The sequence below is a fragment of the Kitasatospora sp. NPDC018058 genome (assembly GCF_044327205.1).
Lineage (GTDB): Bacteria > Actinomycetota > Actinomycetes > Streptomycetales > Streptomycetaceae > Kitasatospora.
Window position 1 is genome coordinate 244,415 of record NZ_JBIRFA010000004.1, and the last position, 26,626, is coordinate 271,040.

The window sequence follows — 26,626 nt, forward strand, 5'->3', positions numbered from 1 at the left end:
CCTCAGGAGCGACGCAGGACGAGATAGGCCGAGCCCCGGTCACCGCCGAAGTCGGCGGCCGGGGCCTCACCCGCGTACTCGTGCCCGCGCATCTCGCACCAGGCCGGAATGTCCAGCCGGGCCGCCTCGTCGTCCGCCAGTACGGCGACGGTGCCGCCCACGGGCACCTCGCCGATCCGCTTCGCCAGCTCGATCACCGGCAGCGGGCACCGCTTGCCCAGCGCGTCGACGACCGTGATCCGCCCGCCCGCCCCCGGGCGCTCCGGCCCGGTGCCGACGCTCTTCGCTCCGGCACTGCCTCCTTCGTCGGTCGCTCGTCGCTCATCGCTCTCGGCACCGGCGCGTCCTTCGGCTCGGGGCGCAGCCCCGGTCACCGGCTTCGGCGCGGGCAGGTCCAGCCCGAGCGGGGCCCGGACGCCCGCCACCAGGTCCGGCAGCACGGTGAGGAAGCGCTCCACGTCCGCCTCGGCCGTCCCGTACGGCAGCGAGACCCGGACGTTGCCCTCGGTGAGCACCCCCATCGCGACCAGCACATGGCTCGGCGTCAGGGTGGAGGAGGTGCAGGAGGAGCCGGAGGAGACCGCGAAGCCCGCCCGGTCCAGCTCGGTGAGCAGCACCTCGCCGTCCACGTACATGCAGGAGAAGGTGACGATGTGCGGCAGTCGCCGCACCGGGTCGCCGACCACCTCGACCTCGGGGACCAGCTGCGGTACCCGGGCCCGGATCCGCTCCACCAGCTCGTGCAGCCGGGCGTTCTCCCGCTCGGCCTCGGCCCGTACGGCGCGCAGCGAGGCGGCCGCGGCCACGATCGCCGGGACGTTGACGTAGCCGGGCACCCGGCCGCCCTCGCGTTCGTCGGCCGGCAGCGGCGAGGAGTACCGGACCCCCTTGCGCACGGCAAGGATCCCGACACCGGGCGGCCCGCCCCACTTGTGCGCGCTCGCGGTCAGCAGCGACCAGCCCGCCGGGACGTCCACCCGCCCGACGCTCTGCGCCGCGTCCACCAGCAGCGGGACCCCGGCCTCGGCGCACAGCGCGGCGACCTCGCCGACCGGCTGGACGGTGCCCACCTCGTGGTTGGCGCTCTGCAGCGCGGCCAGTGCGGTGTCCGGGCGCAGCAGGGCGCCGAAGGCCTGCGGGTCGACCCGGCCGGCGCGGTCCACCGGGACCACCGAGACCTCGCCCCCGCCCGCCGATCCCCCAGCCTCCGGCCGGGGGTACCCCCATCGCTCGGCGACGTGCAGCACGCTGGAGTGCTCCACCGCGGAGTGCACCAGGTGCCCGCCGCGCCGCCGGTTCCCGGTCAGGGCGCCCAGCAGGCCGAGTTGGACGGCCTGCGTCCCGCTCGCGGTGAAGGCGATCTCGTCCGGCCGCGCGCCCAGGACGGCGGCCACCGTCTCGCGGGCGGCGTCCAGCAGCATCCGGGCCTGCCGGCCGGAGCGGTACAGCCGGGCCGGATCGGCCCAGCCCTCGTCCAGGGCGGCGGTCAGGGCCTGCCGCGCGACGGGGTGCAGAGGGGCCGTCGAAGCCACGTCGAAGTACACGGTCACATTTAACGACACACCTGGGAGTGTCCCTGCGTCGTTCGCATGGCTCACCGGCCGTCAGTCGATCACCCCGAATGTCCGCTTCGTCCGCGACCGACGGGCCGTCACTCACGTTGTTCGAGGTCATCCCCCGATCGGGGGTAAGGACCTCGAATGCCTACGATGACCTGCGATGCAGCCGCTGCCGGGCCTGATCGGGCGACCGGGCGGCGCGTTACCGGGGGCTGCCCGTCAGGAGCGCATAAGGCTGGAGTAGGGTTTGGCCCGCATAAGCATTCAAACCGTGCCCGTGGACGGGTCGCCGGGGAGGCTCACAATCCGCCTTCGGTGCGACGCGAAGGCGGGCGAGACTTCGGGAAGGCGCTACGTGAGTCCCAACGGCTCCGACCGCTCGCCGCGGCGCACGATGCGGCGGAAGCTGCCTCAGGCGCTGGCACTGGGCCTCGTCATCGCGACCGCCACCGGCTGCTCGGCCAACGACCTCCCCAGGCTTGGCCTCCCGAGCCCGGTCACGAAGGAAGGACCCATGGTCCTCCAGATGTGGCAGGGCTCCTGGATCGCGGCGCTGGTGGTCGGCGTACTGATGTGGGGTCTGATCATCTGGAGCGTGATCTTCCACCGGCGCAAGCGCACCGGTGTGGAGATCCCTCCGCAGACCCGGTACAACGTGCCCATCGAGGCGCTCTACACCGCGGTCCCCATCATCATCGTCTCGGTCCTCTTCTACTTCGTCGCCCGCGACGAGGCGAAGCTGACGTCGGTCTCCGCGAAGCCGCAGCACTACGTCAACGTGGTGGGCTTCCAGTGGAGCTGGGCGTTCAACTACGAGAACACCGAGACCCCCGACCCGGCCAACAAGGACGCCGCGTACGAGGTCGGTACGCCCAAGGACGCTCCGACGCTCTGGCTTCCGGTCAACGAGACGGTGCAGTTCCGGCTCACCTCTCGTGACGTCATCCACGACTTCTGGCCCGTCAACTTCATGATGAAGATGGACGTCGTGCCGGGCGTGGTGAACAAGTTCGAGGTCACTCCGACCGTCAAGGGCGAGTACATGGGCAAGTGTGCCGAGCTCTGCGGCGTCGACCACTCGCGCATGCTGTTCAACGTCAAGGTCGTCGACCGCGCCGACTACGACAAGCACCTGGCCGAGCTTCGCGCCAAGGGCCAGAACGGTGCTGTGCCTTCCGGCCTCATCACCATGGGAAGTGAAGAGAAGTGACCATCCTCAACGAGCCCGCCGCGGCCGGCGGGGGCGCCGAGGCCGTCACGGTCGGGGCGCAGCGGACCCGGAAGCCGGGTTCGACCATCATTAAGTGGTTGACCACCACTGACCACAAGACGATCGGCACCCTGTACCTGGGCACGTCGTTCGCCTTCTTCCTGATCGGTGGCATCCTCGCCCTGGTCATGCGTGCCGAGCTGGCTCGTCCCGGGACCCAGATCCTGTCGAACGAGCAGTTCAACCAGGCGTTCACGATGCACGGCACGATCATGCTGCTGATGTTCGCGACGCCGCTGTTCGCGGGTTTCGCGAACTGGATCATGCCGCTGCAGATCGGCGCCCCGGACGTGGCCTTCCCGCGTCTGAACATGTTCGCCTACTGGCTGTACCTCTTCGGTTCGACCATCGCGGTGGCGGGCTTCGTGACCCCGAACGGCGCCGCCGACTTCGGTTGGTTCGCCTACTCCCCGCTGTCGGACGCGGTGCACTCGCCCGGCGTCGGCGGTGACATGTGGATCATGGGTCTGGCCTTCTCCGGCTTCGGCACGATCCTCGGTGCGGTCAACTTCATCACCACGATCATCTGCATGCGCGCTCCGGGCATGACGATGTTCCGGATGTCGATCTTCGTCTGGAACGTCCTGCTGACCTCGGTGCTGGTCCTGCTTGCCTTCCCGGTGCTGGCCGCCGCGCTGTTCGCCCTGGAGGCCGACCGCAAGTTCGGCGCCCACGTCTTCGACCCGGCCAACGGCGGGGCGATGCTGTGGCAGCACCTGTTCTGGTTCTTCGGCCACCCCGAGGTGTACATCATCGCGCTGCCGTTCTTCGGCATCGTGTCGGAGATCATCCCGGTCTTCAGCCGCAAGCCGATGTTCGGTTACTCCGGTCTGATCGCGGCCACCATCGCGATCGCCGGTCTGTCCGTGACGGTGTGGGCGCACCACATGTACGTCACCGGACAGGTACTGCTGCCGTTCTTCTCGTTCATGACCTTCCTGATCGCGGTCCCGACCGGTGTGAAGTTCTTCAACTGGGTCGGCACCATGTGGAAGGGCTCGCTGAGCTTCGAGACGCCGATGCTGTGGACGGTCGGCTTCCTGGTCACCTTCCTCTTCGGTGGTCTGACCGGTGTCCTGCTGGCCTCGCCGCCGATCGACTTCCACGTCTCGGACTCGTACTTCGTCGTCGCCCACTTCCACTACGTGGTCTTCGGCACCGTCGTCTTCGCGATGTTCGCCGGCTTCCACTTCTGGTGGCCGAAGATGACCGGCAAGATGCTGGACGAGCGCCTCGGCAAGATCACCTTCTGGACGCTGTTCTTCGGCTTCCACACCACCTTCCTGGTGCAGCACTGGCTCGGCGCGGAGGGCATGCCCCGCCGCTACGCCGACTACCTGGCCTCGGACGGCTTCACCACCCTGAACACCGTCTCGACCATCGGCTCCTTCGTGCTCGGCCTGTCGATCCTGCCGTTCCTCTACAACGTCTGGAAGACCGCCAAGTACGGCGAGAAGGTCACCACGGACGACCCGTGGGGCTTCGGCCGCTCGCTGGAGTGGGCGACCTCCTGCCCGCCGCCGCGGCACAACTTCCTCACCCTGCCCCGGATCCGCTCCGAATCCCCGGCCTTCGACCTCCACCACCCGGAGATCGCCGCGCTGGACTACCTGGAGAACCACGGTGAGCCGGCCAAGCACCTCGCCGGTGTGACCCCGGCGAAGTACGACGCCCCGCAGCTGGGCAAGGGCAAGAAGGAGGGCGACGCCTGATGAAGGAACAGGGAAAGATCTTCCTCGGCCTGTCGGTCTTCGTGCTGGCCATGGCCATCACCTACGGCCTGTGGACGAACAACTCGGGCCCGGGTCTGGAGGCCGCCGGTACCACGGCGCTGTTCCTGGCCTTCGCCCTCTGCGCCTTCATCGGGTACTACCTCGCCTTCACCGCCCGCCGGGTGGACAGCGGCGCGGGTGACAACCCCGAGGCCGAGGTCGCGGACGACGCCGGCGAGCTGGGCTTCTTCGCCCCGCACAGCTGGCAGCCGCTCTCGCTGGCGCTCGGTGGCGCGCTCGCCTTCCTGGGCGTGATCTTCGGCTGGTGGCTGATGTTCTGGGCCGCCCCGATCATCCTGATCGGCATCTTCGGATGGGTCTTCGAGTTCTACCGCGGTGAGAACCAGAACCAGTAAGGTTCCGATTCTGCCGACAGGGCCGGTCCCCCGCACGGGGGACCGGCCCTGCTGCGTCGCGGGAGTGACCGCCTCACTCACCCGGGTGAACGGAGGGGCGCTCGGATGTCGTTCGATCCGGGTCGTTCCTACGATCTGATCAATCGTGCGAATTGTGCGAAACCTCGGAGGCGGTCATGGCCGACAGGCGTGGAATCGTGGGTATCGGCGGCATCTCACTGACCCTGGCAGTACTGGCCCCACTGGCCGCCTGCTCGTCCGGCGAGGACGAGTCCAGACCCCACCGGATCGACGCGGCGCGGCTCGTCCACCTCTCGGCCAAGGGCAAGGTCGACCCGTCCCAGCCGGTCACCGTGACGGCCGTGGAGGGCAGCCGGCTGACCGATGTCACCGTGGTCGGCCCGGACGGCCGGGTGGTGGCCGGCAAGCTCGCCGACGACCAGCGCAGCTGGCAGACCACCGGCCGGCTGAAGGCCGACACCGCGTACACCGTCCGGATCTCCGCCGACAACGGCAGGAACGGCCGCGGCGACACCACCGCCGACTTCAGAACCCTGACCGCCCAGCGGGTGCTCACCGCGAAGCTCGGCCCGGACTCCTCCGGCAGCGGCGTCTACGGCGTAGGCCAGCCGCTCACCGTCCAGCTCTCCGAGGCGGTGAAGGACCCGCAGGCCCGCCAGGAGGTCGAACGGGCCCTGACGGTGACCTCCCAGCCCGCCGTCACGGGCGCCTGGTACTGGGTGGACGACAAGAACCTGCACTTCCGCCCGGAGGAGTACTGGCCGGCCGGGACGGCCGTCACCCTGGCCTTCGACGACACCGGCAGCCGGATAGCGGACGGCCTCTACGGCGGCGACCGCAGCTCGCTGCGGCTGCGGATCGGCGCGCGGGTCGAGACGGTGGTCGACGCCGCCGCCCACGAGCTCACCCTCAAGCGCGACGGCGAGGCGATCCGGACCATCCCGGTCACCACCGGCAAGCCCGGCTTCGACACCCGCAACGGCATCAAGGTGGTGCTCAGCCAGGAGCGCTCGGTCCGGATGAACGGCGAGACGATCGGCATCGCGGCCGGCGGCTCGGATTCCTACGACCTGAACGTCCAGTGGGCCACCCGGGTGACCTGGAGCGGCGAGTACGTCCACGCGGCGCCCTGGTCGGTCAGCTCCCAGGGCATCGAGAACGTCAGCCACGGGTGCACCGGCATGAGCACCGAGAACGCCCACTGGTTCTACGACAACACCCGGGTGGGGGACCTGGTGACGGTGGTCAACAGCCGCGGCTCCAGGATGGAGCCCTTCGGCAACGGCTTCGGTGACTGGAACGTCTCCTGGGCGGACTGGGTCAAGCACAGCGCCCTCGGGCAGCCCCTCAGCACCACCGCACCGGACTCCCAGGCCCATGCCTCGGGGATGGTACGGCCGGAGGTCTGAGGCTGTTGCTCCCCCGCTCGCCGCCAGGCGCTCCGACCCGCTGCCGACGTTCTCCCCCAGCCCGGCGGCTGGGAGGTGCCCCCAGGCTCCGGCGCTCTCCCCCGGCCTTCGGCCAGGGGGACCCCCATCTCGCTCGTCGCTCCTCGCCTTCGGCAGCGGCGCGCCCTTCGGCTCGGGGGCGGCTCCGGCTCCGGGCCCCGCTCAGGCCTCGGGGTAGGCCAGCCCCAGCGCGGTGACCACGGCCGCCAGGGCGTCCTGGCGGGACAGGCCCAGGCGGCTCGCCCGCTCGGCGTACTCGCCCGCGGCCACGGCGGCGAGCCGGTGGGCGGTGTCCCCGGTGGCGGCGATCAGGGTGCCGCGGCGGCCGTGGGTCTCCACCACGCCGTCCGCCTCCAGTTCCCGGTACGCCCGGGCCACCGTCCCGGTGGCCAGTCCCAGCTCCTCGGCCAGCGCCCGCACGGTCGGCAGCCGCAGCCCGGTCGGCAGCTCGCCGGTGCGGGCCTGCTCGGCGATCTGGGCGCGGATCTGCTCGTACGGGGGGGTGGCGGCGGCGGGGTCGACGGACAGCTGCACGGGGGCTCCTGGAAGCGGTGCGGGTACGGGAAAGCCCGAGGGCCGCCGACCAGACGAACTCTGGTCAGCGGCCCTCGGGGTGACGCGGGGGTGCGTACGGGATCAGTGGTGGCCGTGGCCGCTGGTGATCTCGTGGTGCTCCTCGGCGGTCGGCTTGGGGATCTGGCTGCCCTCGCCGTAGAAGCCGCGGGAGAGCTTGGCCCGGGTGCGGGTGAGGGCGCCGGCCTTGCGGGCCACACCGTTCTCGTCCGTCTGGGCCGGCAGCTCGACCGGCTGGATCTGCTCGTGCGCCGTGAGCCTGTGCAGGTCCTTCTGCGGCAGCTGGGCGTGGACCTCGACGAACTCACCGTGCGGCAGGCGCTTGATGACACCCGTCTCGCGGCCGTGCAGCACCTTCTCCTTGTCACGGCGCTGCAGGCCGAGGCACCAGCGCTTGGTGACGATGAAGGTGATGACCGGGACCACGAAGAAGCCGACGCGGACGAAGTAGGTGATCGAGTTGATCGACAGGTGCAGGTGGGTGGCGAACAGGTCGTTGCCACCACCGACCAGCAGCACCAGGTACAGGCTGATCCAGGCGGCACCCAGCGCGGTGCGGACCGGGGCGTTGCGCGGGCGGTCCAGGATGTGGTGCTCGCGCTTGTCGCCGGTGATCCAGCCCTCGATGAACGGGTAGACCGCGATCGCGACCAGGACCAGCGGGAAGATCACCATCACCGGGAGGAACACACCCAGGTTCAGGGTGTGGCCCCAGAGGTTGATCTCCCAGCCCGGCATGACGCGGACCAGACCCTCGGAGAAGCCCATGTACCAGTCGGGCTGGGCGTCGGTGGACACCTGGTCCGGACGGTACGGGCCGTAGGCCCAGATCGGGTTGATCGAGGCGACCGCCGAGATGGCGGCGATGATGCCGAACACCAGGAAGAAGAAGCCACCGGCCTTGGCCATGTAGACCGGCATCAGCGGCATGCCGACGACGTTCTTCTCGGTCTTGCCCGGGCCGCCCCACTGGGTGTGCTTGTGGTAGAAGACCAGGATCAGGTGCGCCACCAGCAGGCCGAGCATGATGCCCGGGATCAGCAGCACGTGGATGGTGAAGAACCGCGGCACGATGTCGTGGCCGGGGAACTCGCCCCCGAACAGGAACATCTGGAGGTAGCTGCCGACCAGCGGCGTGGCGAGGATCGCGCCTTCCATGAAGCGGATACCGGTACCCGACAGCAGGTCGTCCGGCAGCGAGTAGCCGAAGAAGCCGTCGAACATGCCCAGGACCAGCAGCAGGAAGCCGAAGACCCAGTTGATCTCACGCGGCTTGCGGAACGCGCCGGTGAAGAACACGCGCATCATGTGCACGAGCATCGCGGCCACGAAGACCAGGGCGGCCCAGTGGTGGATCTGACGGATCAGCAGACCGCCGCGGACCTCGAAGCTGATGTCGAGGGTCGACGCGTACGCCTCGGACATCGAGATGCCCTTGAGCGGGACGTACGAGCCGTTGTAGATGACCTCGCCCATCGAGGGCTTGAAGAACAGCGTCAGGTAGACGCCGGTCAGGATGATGATGACGAACGAGTAGAGGCAGATCTCGCCCAGCATGAAGGACCAGTGGTCCGGGAAGATCTTCCGCAGGTTGGCCTTGGCGAGGGAGTAGATCCCCAGCCGACCGTCCGTCCAGTCAGCCGCGGCTTCCCACTTGTTGGCGGGATTGGCACGCGTGCTGGAGGGCTTGGCGGCACCGGTCGTGGTGCTGCTCGCGCTACTCATCGAGCACGCTCCCAGTAGCTCGGGCCGACAGGCTTCTCGAAGTCGCCGGTGGCGACCAGGTTGCCCTTTTCGTCAGTGGTGATCTTCAGCTGCGGCAGCGGGTGGCCGGCCGGGCCGAAGATGACGCGCGCGCCGTCCGCCAGGTCGAAGGTCGACTGGTGGCAGGGGCAGAGCGCGTGGTGGGTCTGCTGCTCGTAGAGGCTGATCGGGCAGCCGACGTGGGTGCAGATCTTGGAGTAGGCGAGGATGCCCTCGAAGCCCAGCTCCTTGGACTTGTCGTCCTTGATGTCCTCCGGCGCGATGCGCACCAGCATCAGGGCGTCCTTGGCGATCTGCTGCTGGAAGTCCTCGCTGTGGGTGGTCAGACCCTCCGGCATGGCGAAGGTCAGCGAGCCGACGGCGATGTCCTCGGGCCTCATCGGCTGGTTGGTGTTCATGTTGATGAGTGCCAGCGGCTTGGCCGGGGTCGCCTCCTTCCAGCCCGTCTCCTGCAGCTTCTTCTCGGGCAGCGGGCCGAGGTCGCGGAGCAGGACCACACCGGAGAGCGGGACCAGCGCCATCGAGCCGATGAGGGTGTTGCGGAGCATCTTGCGGCGACCGAAACCGGACTCGGCGGCACCGGTCTTGAACTGCTCGATGACGTCCGCGCGAACCTCGTCGGAGGCCTCGATCGGGTGGCGCTCGGACGGCATCTCGACGTCCGACATCAGGGTGCGGGCCCAGTGGACCGCGCCCGCGCCGATCATGAACAGGGCGACGCCCAGGGTCATACCGAGCGCGAAGTTCAGCGCGCTGACCTTCCCGAGCGGGAAGATGTAGACGATCTTGTCCGGGTCGATGGCCACGTACGAGGCGATGAAGCCGACGGTGGCGATCATCGAGACCACGAACATCAGCGAGACCTGGCGCTCGGCGCGCTTGGCGGCCCGCTCGTCGATGTCGGTGCGACGGGGCTCGTGGGCCGGCAGGCCCGGGTCGGCGAAGGGGTTGCCGTGGTCGGCGACCTCGCCGGCGGAGCCGTGCGACTCCGGGAGCTTCTCTTCTGACATGTCGTGGCTCATGACTTCTTGGCCTTGGTGGTGTGGGCGGCGACCCAGATCGCGACCGCGATGAGCGTGCCGAGCCCGAAGATCCAGCCGAACAGACCCTCGGTCACCGGACCGAGGCTGCCCAGCGTGAGACCACCGGGGTTGGGCTCTTCGCTAGTGGTGTGGCGGACGAAGGCCACGATCTGCTTCTTCTGCTCCTCGGGCATGGTGGTGTCCGGGAACGACGGCATGTTCTGCGGGCCGGTCTGCATGGCCTCGTAGATGTGCTTGGCGTCCACGCCCTCCAGCGACGGGGCGTACTTGCCCTTGGTCAGGGCACCGCCCTGGCCGGCGAAGTTGTGGCACTGGGCGCAGTTGGTGCGGAACAGCTCGCCACCCTTGGAGATGTCCTCGGGGTCGGTCGAGGTGTACTGCTTCGGGTCCGGCGTGACCGGGCCGGGGCCGAGGGAGGCGACGAAGGCGGCGAGCTGGTCGATCTCGGCCTGCGAGTAGATGTCCTTCTTGCGCGGGACCTGCGCGCCGGGCTGCTGGGCCGGCATGCGGCCGGTGCCGACCTGGAAGTCGACAGCGGCGGAGCCCACGCCGACCAGGCTCGGACCGTCGCTGCCGCCCTGGCCGTTCAGGCCGTGGCAGGAGGAGCAGCCCACGGCGAAGAGCTTCTTGCCCTCATCGATCGCGAGCGACTGCGCGGCGACGTCGGCCTGCGCCTTGTCGGCGGGCGCGAACGCGGCGTACAGCCCCCCGGTTGCCGCCAGGGCGAGAAGTAGGACGACCAGCGCCGCCAATGGGTGGCGCCGTCGTGCGGAGAGCTTTTTCACGGAATAACCCCGGTGTCAGGATCTGGTCGACTGGTGGGTGCACCCGGCGGCCGGTCTGGCCGGCACGAGGCTGCCTGTTCCAAGGCTGCGCGCGCGGTCGGTCGGTGGGAGCGTCGGCACCGGCAGAAGCGGCCCGTCGCCGATGAGGGCGGGGGCCGCAGCCGGTGGCCAGCGACCTGATCAGCTGGTTACTTGATCAGGTAGATGGTCGCGAACAGGCCGATCCACACGACGTCGACGAAGTGCCAGTAGTACGACACGACGATCGCGGCGGTGGCCTGCTCGTGCGTGAAGCGCTTGGCTGCGTACGTCCGTCCCAGGACCAGCAGGAAGGCGATCAGACCACCCGTCACGTGCAGCCCGTGGAAGCCGGTGGTCAGGTAGAACACCGTGCCGTACGGGTCGGAGGACAGCGAGAGGCCGTCCTTCTTGACCAGCTCGGTGTACTCGTAGACCTGGCCGCCGATGAAGATCGCGCCCATCATGAACGTGATGATGAACCACATGCGGAGCTTCTTCACGTCCCCGCGCTCGGCGGCGAACACACCGAGCTGGCAGGTCAGCGAGGAGAGCACCAGGATGGTCGTGTTGACCGAGGAGAAGCCCACGTTCAGGGCGTGCGCCTTCTCGGTCCAGAACTCGGCTCCCTTGACGGAGCGGAGCGTGAAGTACATCGCGAAGAGGGCCGCGAAGAACATCAACTCGGAACTGAGCCAGACGATCGTTCCGACGCTGACCATGTTCGGTCGGTTGACCGACCCGTGCGCGTGCCCGGTTTCTACTGCTGTTGCTGTCGCCACGACGGACATTATGTCGGTCCCTTATTCCGTCTTCACGCCGGGGGGTGTCCCTCGGAGTGTCCGGTGCGTGCGGTATGCCCGCTTGGCGGCCGACGGGGTGTCCGGACGGGGACTGAGCAGCGGCGTGTCCCTTTTCTGACGGTTCCTCGGAGGGGCCCGCGACCCCGTTGCCCGGCGCGTCGTTGCACGGTCGGCGCAGCGTCCGGTTGTAGGGGACGGGGTGCCCGGTCGGCCGTCCGGGTGGTCCGGGCGGGTCCGGGTGACGGGTTGTCCTCCGGGCGGGTGAGCCGTGGGCGCGGCGACTTGAGGGGGAACGTGCGCGATGGGGGCCCGGGACCGGGGGAAACGGGAGTAGCATCCGGATCAGGTGAACGTGGTCCGGATCACACTTGAGGGAGCAGGGCCCATGGCGTACACGACCGACGAGACGCTCACCGTCCTCGTCTACAGCGACGACCGCAACACCCGCGAGCAGCTGCTGACGGCGCTCGGCCGTCGGCCCGCCGAGGATCTTCCGGAGCTGTCCTACCTGGAGTGCGCGACCACCCCCGCGGTGCTCAAGGCGCTGGAGAAGGGCGGCGTCGACCTCTGCGTCCTGGACGGCGAGGCGGTGCCGGCCGGCGGGCTCGGCCTCGGGCGCCAGCTCAAGGACGAGATCTACGGCTGCCCGCCGGTGCTGGTGCTGATCGGCCGGCCGCAGGACTCCTGGCTCGCCGCCTGGAGCCGGGCCGATGCCGCGATCTCCCGCCCGGTGGACCCGGTCGCGCTGGCCGGGGCGGTGGCCACCCTGCTGCGGGCCCGACTGGCCAAGCGGACCCCGGCCACGCGTTGAGCGGTGTCGTCTCAGCACTAGAGAAGACACCGCCGTAGGAACCCCGCCGCTGGATAGGCTGGCTCCATCCGTACGGACGTCCCCGGTGTAGGGGAACCGACAACAGCTGGAGTCAGCCATGGTGAACGTGAACCCTGCGAACGGTGGTACCGACCCCGCGCAGGTGGTCCGCACCTGGCCGGACCTCCTGGCGGCGCTGTTGAAGGGGGAGGACCTCGACCGCTCGTCCACCGCGTGGGCGATGGACCGGATCATGAGCGGCGAGGCGTCCCCCGTTCAGGTGGCCGGGTTCATGGTGGCGCTGCGGGCCAAGGGCGAGTCGGTCGACGAGATCTCCGGGCTGGTCGACGCGATGTACGAGCACGCCGAGCCGCTGGACATCCCCGGCCCGGCGGTGGACATCGTCGGCACCGGTGGCGACCGGGCGAAGACCGTCAACATCTCCACCATGTCGGCGATCGTCGCGGCGGCCGCCGGGGCCAAGGTGGTCAAGCACGGCAACCGGTCGGCCTCCTCCGCCAGCGGCTCCTCGGACGTGCTGGAGAAGCTCGGGGTGGCGCTCAACCTGTCGGCCCGCCGGGTGGCCGAAGTGGCCGAGGAGGTCGGGCTCACCTTCTGCTTCGCGGCGAAGTTCCACCCCTCGATGCGGCACGCCGCCACCGCGCGGCGCGACCTCGGGGTGCCCACCGCCTTCAACATCCTCGGCCCGCTGACCAACCCGGCCAAGGTCACCTCGCACGCGATCGGCTGCTTCGACACCCGGCTCGCCGGCCTGATCGCCGGGGTGCTCGCCCGGCGCGGGGCGACCGCGCTGGTGTTCCGTGGCGACGACGGGCTGGACGAGCTGACCATCACCACCACCTCGCGGGTGTGGCTGGTGCGCGACGGGGTGGTCACCGAGACCACCTTCGACCCGCGGGACGTCGGCATCGAGCTGGTCGGCATCGAGGCGCTGCGCGGGGCGGACGCCGCGTACAACGCCGAGGTCGCGCGCCGGCTGCTGGCCGGGGAGCGCGGGCCGGTGCGGGACGCCGTGCTGCTGAACACCGCGGCGGCGCTGGTGGCGCTCGACCTGGGCGACACGCCGCTGACCGAGCAGCTCGCGGCGGGCATGGCGCGGGCGGCGGAGGCGATCGACTCGGGCGCGGCGCAGGATCTGCTGCGGCGCTGGGCGGACGTCACCAGCCGTAGCTGAGGCGGCGGTTGAGGGCCCGCGCCGGTTCGCGGTGCGGGCCCTTCGCACACGCCCGAGCCGAAGGGGGCGCCGGGTCCGAGCGCCCCGGAGGCGAGCGGGCGAGGACACCGTCCGGATGGTGGATTCCTGTTTGACCACTCGACGGACCCGACCTAGAGTCCTGGCCAGGTCATGAGTGACAGCGTCAAGCCCCAGCTTGCTGTCCGGCAACCCTCCGTCCGTGGCGGGGTGCCCTGGGTGAGGACCGGGTCGCCCGGCAAGCCGTCCGTGCGACAAGCGCGGACGCCCGACGACTAGCACTCCCGGGGTCCCCACCTCCGAAGGAGTGCATCCTCATGTCCGTCTCCCACCCGTCGCCCGCCGCCACCCTTCTTCCGGGGCTCCCCCGGACTCCGTCCGGGGGGACCCCCATCGCGCGGCCCCTCCCATGCGCCCCGCTCGCCGTCCTCGGCCACGACGTCCAGGTCCCGCTGGCCAGCGGGGAGAAGGTCGGCTACGCGGCGCTCGACTACGCGGCCAGCTCGCCGGCGCTCCAACGGGTGTGGGACGACGTCGCCGCCTACGCGCCCTACTACGGCAGCGTGCACCGGGGTGCCGGGTACCTCTCCCAGCTGTCCACCGACCTGTTCGAGCAGAGCCGCCGCACCGTCGCCGAGTTCCTCGACCTGCGCGAGGGCGACCAGGTGGTCTTCACCCGCGCCACCACCGACTCGCTCAACCTGCTGGCCTCCGCCGTTCCGGCCGGCACCCGGGTGTTCGCCTTCGAGACCGAGCACCACGCCTCGCTGCTGCCCTGGGCGCACGCCGGGCTGGAGGTCGACTACCTGCGGGCGCCGCGCTCGCGGGCCGAGGCGGTGGCCGCGCTGGACGCCGCACTCGCGGGGGCGCCCGAGGGGCCGAAGCTGCTGTGCGTCACCGGGGCCTCCAATGTGACCGGCGAGCTGTGGCCGGTCGCCGAACTGACCGCGACCGCGCACCGGCACGGCGCCCGGGTGGTGCTGGACGCCGCCCAGCTGGCCCCGCACCACCGGGTCTCGGTGCGCGAGCTGGACGTCGACTGGATCGCCTTCTCCGGTCACAAGCTGTACGCGCCGTTCGGCGCCGGGGTGCTGGCCGGGCGGACGGACTGGCTGGACGCGGCCGACCCGTACCTGGCCGGCGGCGGGGCGACCCGGACGGTGGCGCGGGAGGTGGACGGCTCGGTGGCCGTCCAGTGGCACACCGGCCCGGCCCGGCACGAGGCCGGCTCGCCGAACGTCATCGGCGCCTACGCGATCGCCTCGGCCTGTCGGGCGCTGACCGAGGCCGGCTTCGACGCGCTGGAGGCCCGGGAGCGGCAGCTGGTCGAGCGGCTGACGGCGGGGCTGGCGGAGATCCCGCAGGTCAGGGTGCTCAGCCTGTTCGGCGCGACCGGTGACATTCAGAGCGCCGCCCGGGTGGGCGTGCTCTCCTTCGTCGTCCAGGGCTGGAACAGCTCGCACTTCTCGGCCGCGCTGTCCGCCGAGTACGGCATCGGGGTTCGCGACGGACTGTTCTGCGCCCACCCGCTGGTGCGCACCCTGCTCGGGGAGGAGTCCGGGGCCGCGCCCGGTCCGGTCTCCGAGTGCGGGGCGCCCGAGCCCTCGCTGCCGGGCGAGCGCAGCCTGAACGCGATCCGGGTGAGCTTCGGCGCCGGGACGCCGGACGAGCACATCGAGCGCTTCCTGACCGCCGTCCGCGAGCTGGTCACGGACGGCGCGGCCTGGAACTACCGCAACGAGGGTGGCCGTTGCGTCGCCACTGTGCAGATCGACAGGGGCCGTCGCGAGGGGTGAGTCCTACTCGTCCAGGCCGAGGGCGAAAGCCGCTTCCAGGTCGTGCTGGGAGTAGGTGCGGAAGGCGATCTGGGTCTCGGTGTGGGCCACGCCCGGGACCTTGTTGAGCCGGCCCGGGATGACCTCGGCCAGGTCGTCGTGGCGGCGGACCCGGACCATCGCCACCAGGTCGTAGCCGCCGGTCACCGAGTACACCTCGCTGACGCCCTCGATGGCAGCGATGGCCTCGGCGATCTCCGGGATGCGGTCGACACTGGTCTTGATCAGGACGATGGCGGTGATCACTGTTCGGGCTCCTTTGTGGGGTGCGGCCAGGGTATCGGGCCTCAGCCGGGGCGTCTCGGGGGGCGGCCGACGACGGTGCAGGCGTAGAGGAAGCCGGCCGAGAAGCCGATCACGTGGACCAGGTAGGCCACCCCGGGCCCGGCCGAGTGCACCGACCACCACTGCAGGGCGAACCAGAGGCCGAGCACCAGCCAGGCCGGGAAGCGCAGCGGGAGGAAGAGGAGCAGCGGGACCAGGGTGGTCACCCGGGCGCGGGGGTGGAAGCGCAGATAGGCGCCGAGCACGCCGGAGATCGCGCCCGAGGCGCCGATCAGGACCCGGGTGGAGCCCGCCGAGTGCGCCTCGGCGAGCGCGAAGCCGTACGAGGCCAGGCTGCCGGCCGCCAGATAGAAGAGGAGGAACCTGGCCCGGCCGAGTCGACGCTCGACGGTGGGGCCGAAGACATAGAGGAAGAGCAGGTTGCCCAGCAGGTGCAGCCAGCCGGCGTGCAGGAAGAGCCCGGTGAGGGCGGACACCGCCGGGTGCTTGCCGGGGGTGGGGGCGGCCGGGCAGCCGGGGACCGGGTCGGGGGCCTCGGCCAGCTGTTCGGCGGTCAGCGGGTGTCCGGCCAGCAGTTCGGCCGGGACGGCCCCCCAGCGCTGCTCGTACCGCTGTTCGGCACAGAGGCGGGCCTGACCCCTGCTGTACAGCGGGTTGAGCCCGGCTGCCGGGCCGAGCAGGAAGACCAGGGTGTTGACCGCGATCAGGGCGTAGGTGACCGCCGGGGCGGGCACCGTCGGGCGGCCGTCCCGCGCGTCGGTGTGGTCGGGGGCCGCGAGTGCCATGCGGCCAAGCATCCCTCCGGACGCCGCAGGTGACACGGCGGTTTACGGCAGGTGGACTAGCCCTCGGGTTCCGGTAACCGGTGGTCGTGGTGGTTGCCCCAGGCAATAGGCTTGGGGCGGGCATTCCCGCCTCCCGCCGCCGACGCCGGGGCTCCGGGGGGAGCGCCTAGCCCACCCAGGGACCAGCCGAGAGGATCCCCGATGACCGTCCCCGCTCTGACCGCCGAGACGCGCTGGCGCTGCACGCTGTGCGGCAACCTCACCCGCTTCGACGTGACCCGCACCGCGCGGGTGACCGAGTTCCTGCACTTCGACCTGGCCGGCGAGTCCAAGGTCGAGGAGACCGAGGTGCACAGCGAGACGATCGAGTCGGTGCGCTGCCGCTGGTGCAACGCGGTGGACCAGGTCGAGCTGGTGGCCCGTCCGGGCGCCGAGGGCGCGGAGGCCCACGCCGAGCAGGGCTGACCCCCGTCGGTGCGGTGGGCGGTGCGCGACGCGCCCGTCCGCCGCACGGGACAATACAGACAAGACGCACGGAGCGTGACGACAGGGGCGGCCGCGGCCGCACCCGCTGGACCAGGATCGGAGCCGAGGACGTGGTGGACGCAGCGAAGGAGCCCGCCGAAGCGCAGGGGCTTCAGCCCGCTGCGCCGACACCGGAGCCGGGTGCCGAGGCGGCCCCGTCCGAGGCCCCCCTCCCGGAGGGCGTTGACCCGGAGACCGCCGAGTCCGGTGAGTCCGGTGAGTCCGGAGCCCCGGACGCCGTTTCGGAGCGTGTGGTCGAGAAGCTCGACCGGCCGCTGCCCGAGGGGGTGCGTCGGCGCGTGGTCGGGCTGGCCTCGGACGCGCTGGGCGGGCTGCCGTCGACGGAGCTGCCGCAGAGCCTGCGTCAGTACGTCAAGTTCACCCCCGCGCGCCGGGCCAAGTACGCGGCCACGGCGCTGGCGGCGGCGCTGGAGTCCGAGCCGGCCTTCCGGGTGCGCATAGCGGAGCGGCTGCGGCTGGGCCAGCCGGATCTGGTGAAGGCGCTGGAGTCGGGCACCGTTCCCGGCGCCGCCGATCCGATGGACGTCGCAGCCGCCGCCTACCTGGTGCGCTCGGCCGGCTGGAGCCGACTGGTCACCGAGGCCGGCGAGGAGGCCGAGCGGGTCGGCGCCGAGGACGCGGCCGCGGAGGCCGGCCGGCTGGTGGAGAAGCTGCAGGCCGAGCTGGCCGAGGTGCGGGCGGCCGCGCGGGCCGACCTGGACCGGCAGCGCGCGGAGTTCGAGGGCGTCCGGCGGGAGGCCGAGTCGCTGCGCAAGAAGGTGCGCTCGCTGGAGAGCGACACCCGGCGGGCACAGGCCGAGACCCGGCGGGTGGCCCGGGAGCTGGAGGCCGCGAGGGCGCACGCGGCGAGCGAGCGCGGCGCGGCCGAGAGCGAGGCACGCCGGCTGCGGCACCGGGTGTCCGAGCTGGAGAACGTCGCCGAGCAGGGCCGCCGTTCGGCGCGCGAGGGGCGCAGCGTCGAGGACATGCGGCTGCGGCTGCTGCTGGACACCGTGCTGCAGTCGGCGCAGGGGCTGCAGCGGGAGTTGGCGCTGCCGGTCTCCCAGATCCGCCCGGCGGACCTGGTCGAGGCGGTGGTGCCGGGGGCGGCCTCACCGCACGACGTGGCCCGGCGCGGCCTGGCGGAGGACGACCCGGCACTGCTGGACCAGCTGCTGGCGATCCCGCAGGTGCACCTGGTGGTGGACGGCTACAACGTGACCAAGACCGGCTATCCGACGCTGCCGTTGGAGCAGCAGCGGATCCGGCTGCTGGGCGGGTTGGCGATGCTGGCCCAGCGCACCCAGGCGGAGGTCACCTGTGTGTTCGACGGGCAGGACCTGGACGTTCCGGTCATCATGGCGCCGCCGCGCGGGGTTCGGGTACGGTTCAGCCGGACCGGTGAGACTGCGGACGAGCTGATCCGTCGTCTGGTGCGTGCCGAGCCGCAGGGCCGTCCGGTGGTGGTGGTGTCCACCGACCGGGAGGTGGCGGAGGGCGTGCGCAAGGCGGGCGCGCGCCCGGTGGCCTCGGTGCTGCTGCTGAACCGGCTGGCCCGGCCCTGACCTCGGTCCGGGCGGATCGACCCCTGGTCATCGCCCGTTCTGCGAGGCTGTGCGGATCCCGTGAAGTCAGCGTGGGAACCGGACTTCACGCCTTCGGGGGAGTGGCAAAACGGGTAGATCTTCACTAGGGTCTGGCGTCAAACCTATTTTCCGGAATCTCACCCGAACAGGTGAGTCCGTTGGAAGAAGGAGCCGGTCCCTTGGCCTCCCACCGCCGTCCCAAGCAGCCGAGCCGCGCGCGGGTCTCCGTGCTCACCGCTGCCGCTGCGACCGCGGTCGCCCTTTCCGCCCAGGTGGCCGCGCACGCCGCGCCGCAGCCGAGCAAGGCTGACGTCAAGGCTCAGATCGACCAGCTCCAGGAGGAGCAGGAGCAGGCGGCGGAGAAGTACAACGGTGCCAAGGAGCGCGCCGACCAGCTCCGCAAGCAGGCCGACCAGCTGCAGGACCAGGTCGCCCGCAGTCAGGACCAGATGAGCCAGCTGCAGACCGGCCTGGCCCAGGTGGCGGGCGAGCAGTACCGCACCGGCGGCGTCGACCCGTCCGTCCAGCTGATGCTCTCCTCCGACCCGTCCGGCTACCTGGAGAAGGCCTCCAGCGTCCAGCAGGCCAGCGCCAGCCAGACCGAGGCGCTCAAGGGCCTGCTCGACCAGCAGCGCCGGCTGGACCAGGAGAAGGCCGAGGCCGCCGCCGTGCTGGCCTCGCTGGACTCCACCACCAAGGACCTGAACCAGGCCAAGGCGGACGTCAACGCGAAGCTGAAGACCGCCCAGGACCTGCTGAACTCGCTCAGCGCCGCGGACCGCGCCGCGCTGAAGGCCCAGCAGCAGCAGGACGACCGCGCCTCGCGCGGCAGCGCCCGGGTCGACCTCAGCAGCCTGCCGCCGGCCAGCGGCTACGCGGCCGTGGCCGTCGCCAAGGCGATGAGCAAGCAGGGCTCGCCGTACGTCTGGGGCTCCACCGGGCCGAACACCTTCGACTGCTCGGGTCTGATGGTCTGGTCGTACTCCCAGGCCGGCGTCTCGCTGCCGCGGACCTCGCAGGAGCAGGGCGACGTCGGCACCCGGGTGCCCTCGCTGGACCAGGCTCAGCCGGGCGACCTGGTCATCTACGGCAGCGACCGGCACCACGTCGGGATGTACATCGGCAACGGCATGGTGGTCCACGCGCCGCACACCGGGGACGTGGTGAAGGTGATGAAGGCCGACGCGATGCCGATCAACACGATTCGCCGGGTCTGACGACCCGACACGCCCGAGGGGCCGACTCCGGCCCTGTGATCCGCGCCACCCTCCTATCGGGGGTGGCGCTTCGGGTTTGCGGGTGCAGTGTCCGACTGGTGAGAACCGATCAGCTTTGTGTGCAGCAGTGATCACCATCAGTCATTTTCACAAAAGAACATGGGTAATCTTCCGTCTTTTTTCTGACAAGGATTTGAACGGATCACGGTTCAGTTACTAGGGTCGTGCCCCGAACCACCGCAGTGTCGATCACCCAGCCGGGGTGGCGGCGGTGGTTTCCGTCGAGTTCGCGAAACAGCGGGGCAGGTCGAAGCGACTGTCCGACAGGGGAGCCCAGTGGTCGGGGGCGCTGCGGAGCGGAGCCGGGGAACCACGTTCCTCCGGGGTGAATCGGCGCCAGGTCGGCCGGTGGAACGGCCGTGAGGCGTCGTAGGGCATGCTTCCGGCCCGAACCCGTCAGCTCACCCGGTAGGCGGCCGTAGGAAGAAGGAGTCCGCCTTCGTGGCGTCCCATCGTCGTCCCAAGCCCGCCAGCCGCGCCCGTGTCTCGATCCTGACCGGTGTCGCCGCGGCAGCCGTCGCCCTCTCCGCGCAGTCCGGCGCGCACGCCGACCCGCAGCCGACCAAGGAGCAGGTCAAGGAGCAGGTCGACCAGCTCAACGAGCAGGCCGAGCAGGCGACCGAGAAGTACAACGCCGCCCAGGAGAAGCAGCAGGCGCTGGAGAAGCAGGTCTCCGGCCTGCAGGACCAGGTGGCCCGGCAGCAGTCCCAGGTGACCGACCTGCAGGGCGGGCTCGCCGAGATCGCCGGGGAGCAGTACCGCAACGGCGGCATATCCCCGACCGTCCAGCTGATGCTCTCGTCCAAGCCGGACAACTTCCTCAACCAGGCCGGTGCGCTGAACCAGGCCGGTGACACCCAGAAGAACCAGCTGAAGCAGCTCCAGGAGCAGCAGCGCAAGCTCGACCAGGACCGCACCGAGGCCCAGGGCAAGCTCGCCGAACTGGAGTCCACCACCCAGCAGCTGAAGGCCTCCAAGGAGGAGGTCCAGAACAAGCTGAAGGCCGCCCAGGACCTGCTCAACACCCTGACCGAGCAGGAGCGCCAGGCGATCCGCCAGGCCGAGGAGAAGGCCGCCGCCGACGCCAAGGCCCAGGCCGACGCCGCCGCGAAGGCCGCCCAGCAGCAGGCCGCCTCCGACCGCGCCTCGCGCGACAGCGGCCGCACCGACATCGGCTCGGGCTCCTCGTCCTCGCCGGTCGTCAAGCCGGCCGCGCCCGGCAGCTCGCACGGTGCCGCCGCACTGGCCGCCGCCGCCGGCAAGGTCGGCAGCCCGTACGTCTGGGGCGCCACCGGCCCCAGCTCCTTCGACTGCTCCGGCCTGATGGTCTGGGCGTTCAACCAGGTCGGCGTGTCGCTGCCGCGCACCTCGCAGGAGCAGGCCGGCGCCGGCACCCGGATCGGCTCGGACATCTCCCAGGCCCAGCCCGGCGACCTGCTGATCTTCTACAGCGACGCCCACCACGTCGGCATCTACGCGGGCAACGGCCAGGTGCTGCACGCGCCCAAGCCGGGTGCGTCGGTCCGCTACGAGGCGGTCTCCAACATGCCGCTGTCCTCCATCGTGCGGGTCTGATTCCCGCCCAGGCCGTTCCGGGCCCGGTCCTCCGTCACGGAGGGCCGGGCCTGCGGCTTTTCCGGCGGCTCGGGCGAATGTCCGATTAGTGGTCAAATATTCGGGTCGGGAGGGGTTTGGACTCGCTTGCCCGGACTCGCTAACGTCTGCCACCGGACTCCCGCTCGACGGCCGCCCGCTGGGGCGCGGCCGCGGGCCGCGCCGCAGGATTGGAGCCGCTGCCGCCATGCCCGTGCATCGCCGTTCCCGACTGCTCGCCCGTGCGCTGGTACTGACCGCAGCCGCCACCACGGCCCTGGGCGTGGCGACCTGCGGCAGTGCCCAAGCCGCTCCGGGTGGGCCGGACACCCCCGACCGCAAGGACGTCAAGGCACAGGTCGAGCAGCTGTACGACGAGGCTGAGCAGGCGTCCGAGAGGTACAACGCCGCGCAGGAGGCGCAGAAGCGGCTCCAGGGCGAGACCACCACCCTGCAGGGCGAGGTGGCCGCCGCCCAGGACCAGCTCAACCAGTTGCGGGGGGACCTCGCGACCGTGGCGGGGTCCGAGTACCGCGGCGGCGGGATGACCCAGACCGCCCAGCTGATGCTCTCCAGCGACCCCGAGTCCTACCTCGCCCGGGCCCGCACCTTCGGCCAGGCCGCCGAGCGGCAGCAGGAGACCCTGCGCGAGCTGGTCGGCCGTCAGCGCCGGCTCGACCAGCGCCGCACCGAGACCGCGGGCAAGCTCGCCGAGCTGGACCAGGCCCGGCGCTCGCTGGCCGAGAACAAGCAGCAGATCCGGCAGCGGCTGGCCACGGCACAGAAGCTGCTCGACAGCCTGGGCGCGGCCGAGCGGGCCCGGATGGCCGTCCAGGACGCCAAGGACGCCGAACAGCGTGCCACCCGCGGCACCGACCGGCTGGACCTCGGCACCACCCCGCCCGCCTCCGAGCGCGGGGCGGCCGCGCTGGCCGCCGCGGTCCGGATGATCGGCTCGCCGTACGTCTACGGATCAGCCGGGCCCCGCGCCTTCGACTGCTCCGGTCTGATGTACTACAGCTGGCGGCAGGCCGGAGTGACCCTGCCGCGCACCTCGCAGGCCCAGGCGTACGCCGGGCAGCGGGTCAGCCTCTCCGAAGCGCGGCCGGGAGACCTGGTGATCTTCTACCGGGACATGCACCACGTCGGGATGTACGCCGGCGGCGGGGTGATGGTGCACGCCCCCTACCCGGGCGCCAAGGTGCGGTACGAGAGCGTCAACGCGATGCCGGTGTCAGGGGTGGTCCGGCTCTGAGCGCGATGCCCTCCGGCCCGGCCGAGCCCCACCTGATAGACCCGGCCGGCTGCGTGCTGTCCCGGCGCGGTGCGCTGCTGCTGGCGGCCGGCGGGCTGGCCCAGCTGTCGCTGCCCCCGGCCGCCCCGCCGGCACCCGCCGGGCGGGCGGCGGACCAGCGCGCCGAGGTGACGCAGCTGCTGGCGGCGCGGGCGCGCTCACTGCCCGCGTGGTCCGGGCTCACGGGGGCCGAGGCGCTCTACCGCAACCTGGTGCTGTCGTCCGATCAGGGGTCTTCGGCGGTCGACGGGCCGGACCGGCTGACCGCCTCCGCCGAGCTGGCGGTGCGGATCGTCGGGTACGACGAGTACCCGGTGGTGTACCCGCGCCGGATCGCGCTGGTCCGGGACGCGGGCGGCTGGCGGGTCGAGCGGGAGGAGGCCGCGAGCGGGCCCCCGGCGCTGTGGGACCTCGGCCCCGCCCGTACCGCCCCCGGAGAGCACTGCCTGGTGCAAGGCCTGGCCGAAGGGCCCGACCCGGCCGGTCTGGTGGCGGTCGGGGACAAGGCGGTGCCGGCCGTCAGCGCGGTCTGGGGCGGTGGCTGGCCCGGTCGGCTGCTGCTCGAACTGCCCGCCGACGAGACCCAGTTCGCCCGGCTGCTGGAGGCCGACCCAGCAGGCTGGACGGGCATGGCGGCGGTCACCGTGGCCGCCCCCGGCGCGCCCTGGCACACCCCGGCGGACCGGGTGGTGGTCAACCCCGACGCGTTCGGGCGGCTCAGCGACTTCGGCCGGCAGGTGGTGGTCACCCACGAGGCCACCCACGTCGCGACCAGGGCCGACACCCGGGCCTGGACCCCGCTGTGGCTCTCCGAGGGCGTCGCCGACTGGACGGCCTACCGGGACTCCGGCCGCCGCCCCCAGCAGATCGCCCCCGAGCTGACCCGGGACGTCACGGCCGGGAAGCCGCCCACCGCGCTGCCCGCCGACCGGGACTTCACCGCCGGCGCCAGCGGCATCGCCCAGGCCTACGAACAGTCCTGGCTCGCCTGTGACCTGATCGCCCGCCGCTGGGGGCCCGACCGGCTGGTCGCCTTCTACCGGGCGGTCGGCGCGGGCGACGGGCAGGGCGAGGACCGGGACCACCGGATCGACCGGCTGCTGCGTGGTGAGCTGGGCGTCGGGTCGGCCGAGTTCACCGCGCTCTGGCTGACCGAGGTGTCGGCGCTGAAGGGCTAGCGTCCGGGAGACGGGCCCTCGGCGCCCGACCGGGCCCGAGGGTCAACGGCCGGCCGGGTGGTCGATGCCGTCCAGCAGGTCCTGCTCGTACGCGATGCCGGGGCGGACCGGGTAGGAGGAGGCGGGCGGCAGCGCCGGGGTCTCCTCCAGCACCACGGTGGGCGGCAGGGCCGAGGCGCGGGTGGAGCGCCAGAGCCGGATGCCGGAGAGCACGGCGGCGGTCAGCAGCAGCAGGTTGCGCAGGCTCAGCACCGTGATCGCCCAGGGGTCGCTGGCGAGGATCTGGGTGAACATGGTCGGGAACTCGACCAGGGTCAGCGGACAGGCGATCAGGATCAGCAGGGCCACCGGCCGCTGGCTGGTGCCGCGTACGGTCAGGCAGACCGCGGCGACGCCGATCAGCCAGACCAGGTACTGCGGGCTGATCACCCGGCTGGTCACCACGAAGATCAGCAGCGCGCACAGCGCGGCGTCGTACATGGTGGCCGCGTTGCGGCGGTGGGCGGTGAAGCGCCACAGCAGCAGCCAGAGGAAGCCCAGCACGGTGCCGGCCATCATCACCTTGCTGATCACGCTGACCCACGGCCCGAGCATCTCGGGGGAGCCGTAGTTCATGGTGACCCTGCCGTCCCAGGCCCCGGCGATCCGGGCGAAGTGCAGCGGCAGCGCGCCGACGGACTCGACCTCGATGCCGCGGTCCGCCTGGAAGGTCAGGAAGTCGAAGGCGCCGTTCATCCCGGCGGCGAGCAGGAAGCCCACCGAGACGGCGGTGGCGGCGGCCAGCGTCCAGGAGCGGCGGGTGCGGCGGCCGGAGGGGGTGCCGATCAGGCCGATCAGCGGCCAGATCTTGACGATGCCGCCCAGACCCAGCAGCAGCCCGCCGACGGCCGGGCGGCGGACCAGCGCCAGCAGCCCGGCCAGGGCGAGCGCGGTGACCAGGATGTCGAAGCGGTTGTAGATCATCGGGCCGAGCAGCGGCACGCCGACCACCCACATCCAGGCGCCGGTCAGCGCCCGGCCCTTGCGCAGGCCGGTGCGGATCAGCAGCGCGGCCGCGGCGGCGTCGGCGATCCCGCAGATCACCCAGAAGGAGACCAGGTACGACCAGGGCAGCAGGCCCGGCAGCAGGATGATCAGGGCGGCGCCCGGCGGGTACTGCCAGGTCACGTCGTCGAAGGGGAAGGTGCCGGTCTGCAGCACCCCGTACCAGGCGTGGTAGATCATCCACACGTCGGCGGTGACGTCGCCGCCGGGCGCCTTCAGCACGCCGGTCATCAGCAGCACCAGCAGGGTGCGGGTGGCCACCCAGGTCGCCCCGAGGGCGGCGAGCGCCCCGATCGGGCGGCCGAGGCGGCCGCGCGGAGAACCGGGCTCGGTGGCCGGGGCCAATTCCACTGCGCTCCCTCGTTCGTCTCGGACGTCCTCACCGGAGGCGTCGTACTGACGGACGCCCGGGCCGCCGCGTCGCGGCCTAGGTACTAGGACTGACCCGGGGGTCAAACGGTTGCCGTGTGCGGTTCCGTTCCCGGCGGGTCATGGTGTTGACCTATCGTACGGATCACCCAGAGGTACACCGAGCACCCCCCGACCGAGCGAGCCGTGGCCTGATGCACAGAACCTTGATCGTCACCAATGACTTCCCACCCCGCCCGGGCGGCATCCAGGCCTTCGTGCACAACATGGCTGTCCGTCAGCCCGCCGGGAGCGTCGTGGTGTACGCCTCGACCTGGCGGGACGGCAGCGAGGTGCGGCGCTTCGACGCCGAGCAGCCGTTCCCGGTGATCCGGGACCGCACGAAGGTGATGGTTCCCACACCCCGCGTCACCCGGCGGGCCGCCGAGATCCTGCGCGCCGAGAAGTGCGACTCGGTCTGGTTCGGCGCCGCCGCCCCGCTCGGCCTGATGGCGCCCACGCTGCGCCGGGCCGGGGCCGGGCGGCTGCTGGGCATGACCCACGGGCACGAGGCCGCCTGGGCCCAGCTGCCGGTCTCCAGGCAGCTGCTGCGGCGGATCGGCGCGGGCACCGACGTGCTCACCTACCTCGGCGAGTACACCCGCTCGCGGATCGCCGCCGCGGTCGGGCCGCAGGCCGCCGCCCGGATGGTGCAGCTGCCGCCGGGCGTGGACGAGACGACCTTCAACCCCGGGTCCGGGGGGGCGGAGGTGCGCCGCCGGCTCGGGCTGGCGGACCGGCCGGTGGTGGTCTGCGTCTCCCGGCTGGTGCCGCGCAAGGGCCAGGACACCCTGATCGAGGCGATGCCGCAGATCCTGGCGGACGTGCCGGACGCGGTGCTGCTGATCGTCGGCGGCGGCCCGTACCGGGCGGACCTGGAGAAGCTGGCGGACGCCAAGGGCGTACGAACCTCGGTGCGGTTCACCGGCTCGGTGCCGTGGGAGGAGCTGCCCGCCCACTACGGGGCCGGGGACGTCTTCGCGATGCCCTGCCGGACCAGGCGCGGCGGGCTGGACGTGGAGGGCCTGGGGATCGTCTACCTGGAGGCCTCGGCGACCGGCCTGCCGGTGGTCGCGGGGGACTCCGGCGGCGCGCCCGACGCGGTGCTGGAGGGCGAGACCGGGTACGTGGTGCCGGGCGGCTCGGCCGCGGCGGCCGCGGAGCGGATCGTCCGGCTGCTGCGGGACGAGGAGCTGCGGCGGCGGATGGGCGAGGCCGGGCGGCGCTGGGTGGAGCGCTCCTGGCGCTGGGACCTGCTGGCCGGGCGGCTGACCTCGCTGCTGGCGGGCTAGGGCGTGTCGACACGGCGAAGGCACCGCCTCCTGCTCGGGGAGGCGGTGCCTTCGCGCGTTACCGCTGCTTCTCGCTGTGCCTGCTTCT

23 protein-coding genes and 2 riboswitches are annotated in these 26,626 nt (G+C 71.4%); of the genes, 14 read left to right on the top strand and 9 right to left on the bottom strand.

Going from position 1 to position 26,626, the window contains the following annotated elements:
• Positions 1–2: 2 nt before the first annotated feature.
• Positions 3–1,562, bottom strand: a complete 1,560-nt coding sequence (locus ACH4E7_RS07900) for a cysteine desulfurase/sulfurtransferase TusA family protein (RefSeq protein ID WP_396248119.1) — start codon at positions 1,560–1,562, stop codon at positions 3–5.
• A gap of 352 nt (positions 1,563–1,914) precedes the next feature.
• Between ACH4E7_RS07900 and coxB the strand changes: the two genes are divergently transcribed.
• From coxB to ACH4E7_RS07920, 4 genes are all read left to right on the top strand, one after another.
• Positions 1,915–2,769, top strand: a complete 855-nt coding sequence (gene coxB, locus ACH4E7_RS07905) for a cytochrome c oxidase subunit II (RefSeq protein ID WP_355673328.1) — start codon at positions 1,915–1,917, stop codon at positions 2,767–2,769.
• Positions 2,766–4,541 carry a cytochrome c oxidase subunit I gene (gene ctaD / locus ACH4E7_RS07910; protein ID WP_396248120.1) on the top strand — a complete coding sequence of 592 codons (1,776 nt, stop codon included), beginning with the start codon at positions 2,766–2,768 and terminating at the stop codon, positions 4,539–4,541. Before coxB ends, ctaD begins: the two co-directional genes overlap by 4 nt.
• Entirely contained in the window at positions 4,541–4,957 is a 417-nt protein-coding gene (locus ACH4E7_RS07915; protein ID WP_355673330.1) for a cytochrome c oxidase subunit 4, read from the top strand. The genes ctaD and ACH4E7_RS07915 overlap by 1 nt, the downstream gene beginning before the upstream one ends.
• Before the next feature lie 176 nt (positions 4,958–5,133).
• Positions 5,134–6,387 (top strand): Ig-like domain-containing protein, encoded by a 1,254-nt coding sequence (locus ACH4E7_RS07920; protein ID WP_396248121.1) that lies wholly within the window; start codon positions 5,134–5,136, stop codon positions 6,385–6,387.
• A gap of 201 nt (positions 6,388–6,588) precedes the next feature.
• Here the strand turns inward: ACH4E7_RS07920 and ACH4E7_RS07925 are convergent, their stop codons facing one another.
• The 5 genes from ACH4E7_RS07925 to ACH4E7_RS07945 all read right to left on the bottom strand — a co-directional run bounded on the left by ACH4E7_RS07925 (position 6,589) and on the right by ACH4E7_RS07945 (position 11,400).
• The gene (locus ACH4E7_RS07925) at positions 6,589–6,960 is read right to left on the bottom strand and encodes a GntR family transcriptional regulator (RefSeq protein ID WP_396248122.1); all 372 of its coding nucleotides are present in this window, start codon (positions 6,958–6,960) and stop codon (positions 6,589–6,591) included.
• A gap of 102 nt (positions 6,961–7,062) precedes the next feature.
• Positions 7,063–8,724, bottom strand: coding sequence for a cytochrome bc complex cytochrome b subunit (locus ACH4E7_RS07930; protein ID WP_396248123.1), 1,662 nt, complete (start codon positions 8,722–8,724; stop codon positions 7,063–7,065).
• Positions 8,721–9,773 (bottom strand): Rieske 2Fe-2S domain-containing protein, encoded by a 1,053-nt coding sequence (locus ACH4E7_RS07935; RefSeq protein WP_396248124.1) that lies wholly within the window; start codon positions 9,771–9,773, stop codon positions 8,721–8,723. Before ACH4E7_RS07935 ends, ACH4E7_RS07930 begins: the two co-directional genes overlap by 4 nt.
• 8 nt (positions 9,774–9,781) lie before the next feature.
• Positions 9,782–10,591, bottom strand: a complete 810-nt coding sequence (locus tag ACH4E7_RS07940) for a c-type cytochrome (RefSeq protein ID WP_396248125.1) — start codon at positions 10,589–10,591, stop codon at positions 9,782–9,784.
• 188 nt (positions 10,592–10,779) lie between these two features.
• Positions 10,780–11,400 (bottom strand): heme-copper oxidase subunit III, encoded by a 621-nt coding sequence (locus ACH4E7_RS07945; RefSeq protein WP_355673336.1) that lies wholly within the window; start codon positions 11,398–11,400, stop codon positions 10,780–10,782.
• 397 nt (positions 11,401–11,797) lie between these two features.
• On the opposite strand from ACH4E7_RS07945, the gene ACH4E7_RS07950 reads away from it, so the two are divergent.
• From ACH4E7_RS07950 to ACH4E7_RS07960, 3 genes are all read left to right on the top strand, one after another.
• A complete protein-coding gene (locus ACH4E7_RS07950) occupies positions 11,798–12,223 on the top strand; it encodes a hypothetical protein (protein ID WP_396248126.1) in 426 nt (141 codons plus the stop codon).
• 118 nt (positions 12,224–12,341) lie between these two features.
• Entirely contained in the window at positions 12,342–13,418 is a 1,077-nt protein-coding gene (gene trpD / locus ACH4E7_RS07955; protein WP_396248127.1) for an anthranilate phosphoribosyltransferase, read from the top strand.
• 167 nt (positions 13,419–13,585) lie between these two features.
• A riboswitch (SAM riboswitch) is annotated at positions 13,586–13,703 on the top strand.
• A gap of 50 nt (positions 13,704–13,753) precedes the next feature.
• On the top strand, positions 13,754–15,232 hold the full coding sequence (locus tag ACH4E7_RS07960) for an aminotransferase class V-fold PLP-dependent enzyme (RefSeq protein ID WP_396248128.1): 1,479 nt from the start codon (positions 13,754–13,756) through the stop codon (positions 15,230–15,232).
• A gap of 3 nt (positions 15,233–15,235) precedes the next feature.
• On the opposite strand, the gene ACH4E7_RS07965 is transcribed toward ACH4E7_RS07960, so the two are convergent.
• The gene (locus tag ACH4E7_RS07965) at positions 15,236–15,517 is read right to left on the bottom strand and encodes an Lrp/AsnC ligand binding domain-containing protein (RefSeq protein ID WP_030240061.1); all 282 of its coding nucleotides are present in this window, start codon (positions 15,515–15,517) and stop codon (positions 15,236–15,238) included.
• Between the two features lie 41 nt (positions 15,518–15,558).
• Positions 15,559–16,341, bottom strand: coding sequence for a rhomboid family intramembrane serine protease (locus ACH4E7_RS07970; protein ID WP_396248129.1), 783 nt, complete (start codon positions 16,339–16,341; stop codon positions 15,559–15,561).
• Between the two features lie 201 nt (positions 16,342–16,542).
• On the opposite strand from ACH4E7_RS07970, the gene ACH4E7_RS07975 reads away from it, so the two are divergent.
• The 6 genes from ACH4E7_RS07975 to ACH4E7_RS08000 all read left to right on the top strand — a co-directional run bounded on the left by ACH4E7_RS07975 (position 16,543) and on the right by ACH4E7_RS08000 (position 23,794).
• Positions 16,543–16,806, top strand: coding sequence for a hypothetical protein (locus ACH4E7_RS07975; RefSeq protein ID WP_396248130.1), 264 nt, complete (start codon positions 16,543–16,545; stop codon positions 16,804–16,806).
• A 311-nt stretch (positions 16,807–17,117) separates the two neighbouring features.
• A complete protein-coding gene (locus tag ACH4E7_RS07980) occupies positions 17,118–18,431 on the top strand; it encodes an NYN domain-containing protein (protein ID WP_396248232.1) in 1,314 nt (437 codons plus the stop codon).
• Between the two features lie 200 nt (positions 18,432–18,631).
• Complete coding sequence (locus ACH4E7_RS07985; RefSeq protein WP_396248131.1) at positions 18,632–19,669, top strand: NlpC/P60 family protein; 1,038 nt, start codon at positions 18,632–18,634, stop codon at positions 19,667–19,669.
• A gap of 337 nt (positions 19,670–20,006) precedes the next feature.
• Positions 20,007–20,160: riboswitch (cyclic di-AMP (ydaO/yuaA leader) on the top strand.
• A gap of 10 nt (positions 20,161–20,170) precedes the next feature.
• A complete protein-coding gene (locus ACH4E7_RS07990; RefSeq protein WP_396248132.1) occupies positions 20,171–21,304 on the top strand; it encodes an NlpC/P60 family protein in 1,134 nt (377 codons plus the stop codon).
• Between the two features lie 226 nt (positions 21,305–21,530).
• Entirely contained in the window at positions 21,531–22,577 is a 1,047-nt protein-coding gene (locus ACH4E7_RS07995) for an NlpC/P60 family protein (protein ID WP_396248133.1), read from the top strand.
• 5 nt (positions 22,578–22,582) lie between these two features.
• Complete coding sequence (locus ACH4E7_RS08000) at positions 22,583–23,794, top strand: hypothetical protein (protein ID WP_396248134.1); 1,212 nt, start codon at positions 22,583–22,585, stop codon at positions 23,792–23,794.
• Positions 23,795–23,836: 42 nt separating this feature from the next.
• On the opposite strand, the gene ACH4E7_RS08005 is transcribed toward ACH4E7_RS08000, so the two are convergent.
• The gene (locus tag ACH4E7_RS08005) at positions 23,837–25,189 is read right to left on the bottom strand and encodes a glycosyltransferase 87 family protein (protein WP_396248135.1); all 1,353 of its coding nucleotides are present in this window, start codon (positions 25,187–25,189) and stop codon (positions 23,837–23,839) included.
• Between the two features lie 212 nt (positions 25,190–25,401).
• Here ACH4E7_RS08005 and ACH4E7_RS08010 point away from each other — a divergent pair, with 212 nt between their 5' ends.
• Positions 25,402–26,538, top strand: coding sequence for a glycosyltransferase family 4 protein (locus ACH4E7_RS08010; RefSeq protein ID WP_396248136.1), 1,137 nt, complete (start codon positions 25,402–25,404; stop codon positions 26,536–26,538).
• The last annotated feature ends 88 nt before the right edge of the window (positions 26,539–26,626 follow it).

Bases quoted from the DNA above. Each gene is read 5' to 3' on its own strand.
- ACH4E7_RS07915 (WP_355673330.1), top strand. From the start codon at position 4,541: ATGAAGGAACAGGGAAAGATCTTCCTCGGCCTGTCGGTCTTCGTGCTG.
- ACH4E7_RS07920 (WP_396248121.1), top strand. From the start codon at position 5,134: ATGGCCGACAGGCGTGGAATCGTGGGTATCGGCGGCATCTCACTGACC.
- ACH4E7_RS07930 (WP_396248123.1), bottom strand. From the start codon at position 8,724: ATGAGTAGCGCGAGCAGCACCACGACCGGTGCCGCCAAGCCCTCCAGC.
- ACH4E7_RS07935 (WP_396248124.1), bottom strand. From the start codon at position 9,773: ATGTCAGAAGAGAAGCTCCCGGAGTCGCACGGCTCCGCCGGCGAGGTC.
- ACH4E7_RS07945 (WP_355673336.1), bottom strand. From the start codon at position 11,400: ATGTCCGTCGTGGCGACAGCAACAGCAGTAGAAACCGGGCACGCGCAC.
- ACH4E7_RS07950 (WP_396248126.1), top strand. From the start codon at position 11,798: ATGGCGTACACGACCGACGAGACGCTCACCGTCCTCGTCTACAGCGAC.
- trpD (WP_396248127.1), top strand. From the start codon at position 12,342: ATGGTGAACGTGAACCCTGCGAACGGTGGTACCGACCCCGCGCAGGTG.
- ACH4E7_RS07960 (WP_396248128.1), top strand. From the start codon at position 13,754: ATGTCCGTCTCCCACCCGTCGCCCGCCGCCACCCTTCTTCCGGGGCTC.
- ACH4E7_RS07970 (WP_396248129.1), bottom strand. From the start codon at position 16,341: ATGGCACTCGCGGCCCCCGACCACACCGACGCGCGGGACGGCCGCCCG.
- ACH4E7_RS07975 (WP_396248130.1), top strand. From the start codon at position 16,543: ATGACCGTCCCCGCTCTGACCGCCGAGACGCGCTGGCGCTGCACGCTG.
- ACH4E7_RS07995 (WP_396248133.1), top strand. From the start codon at position 21,531: ATGCCCGTGCATCGCCGTTCCCGACTGCTCGCCCGTGCGCTGGTACTG.
- ACH4E7_RS08000 (WP_396248134.1), top strand. From the start codon at position 22,583: ATGCCCTCCGGCCCGGCCGAGCCCCACCTGATAGACCCGGCCGGCTGC.
- ACH4E7_RS08010 (WP_396248136.1), top strand. From the start codon at position 25,402: ATGCACAGAACCTTGATCGTCACCAATGACTTCCCACCCCGCCCGGGC.